The sequence below is a fragment of the Streptomyces calidiresistens genome (assembly GCF_014141525.1).
Classification (GTDB): domain Bacteria; phylum Actinomycetota; class Actinomycetes; order Streptomycetales; family Streptomycetaceae; genus Streptomyces; species Streptomyces calidiresistens.
The window spans coordinates 1-4,212 of record NZ_VKHS01000501.1 but is presented as its reverse complement, the minus strand read 5'-3'; the positions used below and the strand labels follow the sequence as shown (position 1 = coordinate 4,212).

General features: G+C 72.0%; 2 protein-coding genes, 2 rRNA genes and 1 pseudogene. 1 reads left to right on the top strand and 4 read right to left on the bottom strand.

Annotated features, from left to right (window positions below; all coding sequences use genetic code 11):
- Positions 1-47: 47 nt before the first annotated feature.
- A complete protein-coding gene (locus tag FOE67_RS18470; protein WP_182665710.1) occupies positions 48-1,361 on the top strand; it encodes a DUF1015 family protein in 1,314 nt (437 codons plus the stop codon).
- A 118-nt stretch (positions 1,362-1,479) separates the two neighbouring features.
- Here FOE67_RS18470 and FOE67_RS18465 read toward each other — a convergent pair whose 3' ends face one another.
- The 4 genes and pseudogenes from FOE67_RS18465 to FOE67_RS18450 form a co-directional block, all read right to left on the bottom strand.
- Entirely contained in the window at positions 1,480-2,334 is an 855-nt protein-coding gene (locus tag FOE67_RS18465; RefSeq protein WP_182665712.1) for a hypothetical protein, read from the bottom strand.
- A 174-nt stretch (positions 2,335-2,508) separates the two neighbouring features.
- Positions 2,509-3,102, bottom strand: a pseudogene (locus FOE67_RS30815) (hypothetical protein); the annotation flags it as partial.
- A gap of 747 nt (positions 3,103-3,849) precedes the next feature.
- A 5S ribosomal RNA gene (rrf, locus tag FOE67_RS18455) occupies positions 3,850-3,966 on the bottom strand.
- A 140-nt stretch (positions 3,967-4,106) separates the two neighbouring features.
- Positions 4,107-4,212 (bottom strand): 23S ribosomal RNA (locus tag FOE67_RS18450); the annotation flags it as partial.

Genomic DNA, 4,212 nt, shown 5'->3' with positions numbered 1-4,212 from the left:
GGCCTCCCCCCTGCGGACCCGCCCCGCGCCGGACATACCATGCGGGAATGCGTATCGACGGTCTCCAGCCGGCTCCGTTCCGTGCCCTCCGCTACGCGTCGGCCCGGGTCGGCGGGCTGGCCGCCGTGACCTCCCCTCCCTACGACGTCGTGGTGCGCCCCGACGGCCTGCGCGAACTGCGCTCCTCCGACCCCCACAACATCGTCCACCTCACGCTCCCCGGCAACGGCGGCGAGGAGGACGGGCACGCCCGGGCCCGGGCCACCCTGCACGAATGGGTGCGCGACGGGGTCCTGATCCGGGATGCCGAGCCGGCGCTCTACGTCTACGCGCAGGAGGGGAACGGCCTCTCCCAACGCGGGGTGATCGCCACCGTGCCGGTCACCGACCCGGAGACGGGGGTGATACTGCCGCACGAGGACGTCATGCCCGACGTGGTCGCCGAGCGGGCGGCCCTGCTGCGCACCACCGAGGCCCACCTGGAGCCCCTCCTGCTGACCTATCCGGGCGAGCCCGGCCCCGAGGCCCCCGGCGGCCCCACCGCGACCGTCATCGAGCGGGTGACGGCCCGTCCCCCGCTGACGGACATCCGCACCGACGACGGGATGCGGCACCGCCTGTGGGCGCTCACCGATCCCGCCGACCACGCCCGGATCCGCGCGGACCTGTCGCGCTGCCGCGCCCTGATCGCCGACGGCCACCACCGGTGGGCCGCCTACCGTCACCTCCGGGACGAGAACCCGAGCGGCGCCGGGGGCGACCCCGACGACTCCCCCCGACGACGCGGTCTGGTGCTCCTCGTGGACTCCACCCGCCACTCCCCGGAGGTGCGGGCGATCCATCGCGTGCTGCCGGGCCTCCCGCTCGACCGGGCGCTCGCCCTGGCCGGAAAGGCCTTCCGTGTCGGGCCGGCCCTTCCCGCGGGGGAGGCGACGGCCCTGCTGCGGGACACCCCCGGTCCGGCTCTTCTGCTGACCGACGGACGGCCGGCCGGGGGCACGGGGGAACCGACGGCCCACCTGGTGGATCGCCCGGCGCCGGAGCTGCTCGCCGCCCGCATCCCCGGGGACCGTCCCGAGGCGTGGCGCCTGCTGGACGCCACCGTCCTGCACGGGATCCTGCTACCCGTGGTGTGGGGGGTGGCGGATTCCGCCGAGGAGATCCGCTATCTCCACGACCGGGACAGCGCCCTGGCCGCCGCGGCCCGGGCCGGGGGCACGGCGGTGCTGATGCGTCCCGTGGCCGAGCGAACCGTGCGGGAACTCGCCGAACAGGGGGTCACCATGCCCCGGAAGTCCACCTCCTTCGGTCCCAAACCCGCCACCGGCCTGGTGCTGCGCCCGCTGTGGGACGAGGTCTGAGAACTCCCCGTGACCCGAACCCCGCGGAAACGGCCCCGGGGGCGGAACGCGTCACTGTTCCGCCCCCGGGGCCGTTGAGGTGGAGGTGGGCTCCCGGGAGCCCACCTCCACCGGCGCATCACTGCCGACCGATCTCCCGATAGTCGGGCTCGTCGGTGAGATCGTCCAGCTCGTCCGAGGGCTCCGGAACGGGTCGCTCCTGCTCCGTACGCGTCCCGCTCCCCCGCTCCTCGGAGCCGGGCCGGACCGCCGCGTCGCCCTCGCCCTCCTCGGCGTCCGGGGTACCCATCCCCGCTTCCTCGTCGGGGGCATCGGCGAGGTCCGTTTCCTCGGCCTCGGGGTCCAGTGCGTCCGTGAACTCCACTCCGTCCAACTCGGCCAGCCGGTCCGAGGCGTCCGTGGCTCCGCTCTGGTCGGCCTCCACGGCCTTGGCGAACCACTCGCGGGCCTCCTCCTCGCGCCCCACGGCCAACAGGGCGTCGGCGTAGGCGTAACGGAGTCGGGCCGCCCAAGGCTGCACGGTGCGGGAAGCCAGTTCGGGGCTCTGCAGGGTCACCACCGCCGCCTCGTTCTGACCCATGTCACGACGGGCACCGGCTGCCACCAGGCGCATCTCCACCTGGCCGGCCTTGTCCAGCTTGGCGACCTCCGGCTCACCGGCCATGGCCAGGGCCCGCTCCGGACGCCCCAGCCCCCGCTCGCAGTCGGCCATGACGGGCCACAGGTGGGGCGAACCCGTCATCCGACGGGCCGCCCGGAACTCCGCCAGGGCCTCCGCGTACTTGGCGACGCCGTAGGAAGCGAAGCCGGCGGCCTCCCGAACCGCGGCCACCCGCGAGGCCAGGCGCAGGGCCACCCGGGAGTAGCCGTAGGCGGCCTCGGGGTCATCGTCCAGCAACCGGGCCACCATCACCAGGTTCCGGGCCACGTCCTCCGCGAGCGTCTTGGGCAGGCTCATCAACTCCTGCCGCACCTCGCGGTCGATCTCCTCCCCCGTGACGTCCTCGGGGATGGGGAGCCGGCGCACCGGCTCGCGGTCACGTCCCGTCTCACGACGGTCGTCCTCCCCGCGGCGGCCGTAGCCACCGGGTCCACCGGAGCGGTGATCGCCGCGACCGCCGCGGTCCCCACCGAAACGGCGGTCGCGGTCGTCGCGGTGGGGACGGTTCTCCCGATGGGGAGGGCGTCCACCCCGATCGCGGTCACGGTCCCCGGAGAACGAACGCCGGTCCCCGTCATCACGTCGGAAGCCGCCCGGCCGGTCATCACGGCGGAAACCACCGGGCCGGTCATCGCGCCGGTCATCACGCCGGAAGCCGCCCGGCCGGTCATCACGGCGGGGGAAGGAACGCCCGTCACGGTCATCGCGCCGGAAACCACCGGGCCGATCGTCACGGCGGTCATCACGGTGGGGACGGTTCTCCCGGTAGGGAGGACGGCCACCCCGATCACGGTCACGGTCCCCGGAGAACGAACGCCGCTCCCCCTCATCCCGCCGGAAACCACCCGGCCGGTCATCACGCCGGTCATCCCGCCGGAAACCGCCCGGCCGGTCATCACGCCGGTCATCACGCCGGAAGCCGCCCGGCCGGTCATCACGCCGGTCATCCCGCCGGAAACCGCCCGGCCGGTCATCACGCCGGTCGTCGCGCCGGAAACCACCGGGCCGATCGTCGCGGCGGTCGTCGCGCCGGAAACCACCGGGCCGATCGTCGCGGCGGTCATCACGGTGGGGACGGTTCTCCCGGTAGGGAGGACGGCCACCCCGATCACGGTCACGGTCCCCGGAGAACGAACGCCGCTCCCCCTCATCGCGCCGGAAACCACCCGGCCGGTCATCACGCCGGTCATCACGCCGGTCATCACGCCGGAAGCCGCCCGGCCGATCGTCACGCCGGTCATCGCGTCGGAAGCCGCCCGGCCGGTCATCACGGCGGGGGAAGGAACGCCCGTCACGGTCATCGCGCCGGAAACCACCGGGGCGGTCATCGCGGCGGTCGTCACGGTGGGGACGGTTCTCCCGGTAGGGAGGACGGCCACCCCGACCACGGTCACGGTCCCCGGAGAACGAACGCCGCTCCCCCTCATCCCGCCGGAAACCACCCGGCCGGTCATCACGGAATCGGGCTCGACGCTCGCCATCACGCTCGGCCCGCCCCTGGCGGTAGTCCGAGGATCCGCGGTCGTCGCCACGGTCGGTGCGCCTGTCACGTCGGTCGTCGCGGTCGTTCCGGCCGCCACGATCGCGGGAATCCCCACCGCGTCCCCGGCGGTCCCCCCGGAACCCGCTACCGCCCCGGTCGCCCGTATTCCGCTTCTCAGAAGCGTTTTCGAAAGAGTCGGACATGAGAGATGACTCCTGTCATGAAATGGTGCGTGGGGCCTCTCTCCGGGTTCACTGGACCACGTGACGCCACACACATATGAAAAACGAAAAGAACCCCGGCTCCCGGCTGTACGCCGGGAACCGGGGTTCCCTTCACAGATTGTTCGGCGGCGACCTACTCTCCCACACGGTCCCCCGTGCAGTACCATCGGCGCTGAAAGGCTTAGCTTCCGGGTTCGGAATGTAACCGGGCGTTTCCCCTTCGCCATGACCACCGAAACTCTTTCGGATATGCCCGTCGTCACGAACGACGGTCAACCAAAACAGCAACTGGCGAACAAGCACACTCTTCAGTTGAGCACTGGTTCCACCGGAAACATGGTTGTTATCCGGGAACCACACAGTGGACGCGAGCACCTGAGGACAAGCCCTCGGCTTATTAGTACCGGTCAACTCCACCCCTCACAGGGCTTCCATCTCCGGCCTATCAACCCCGTCGTCTACAGGGAGCCTTACCCCATCAAA

What these genes read in the sequence shown, in the direction of transcription:
- FOE67_RS18470 (WP_182665710.1), top strand. Translation starts at nt 48, where the DNA reads ATGCGTATCGACGGTCTCCAGCCGGCTCCGTTCCGTGCCCTCCGCTAC.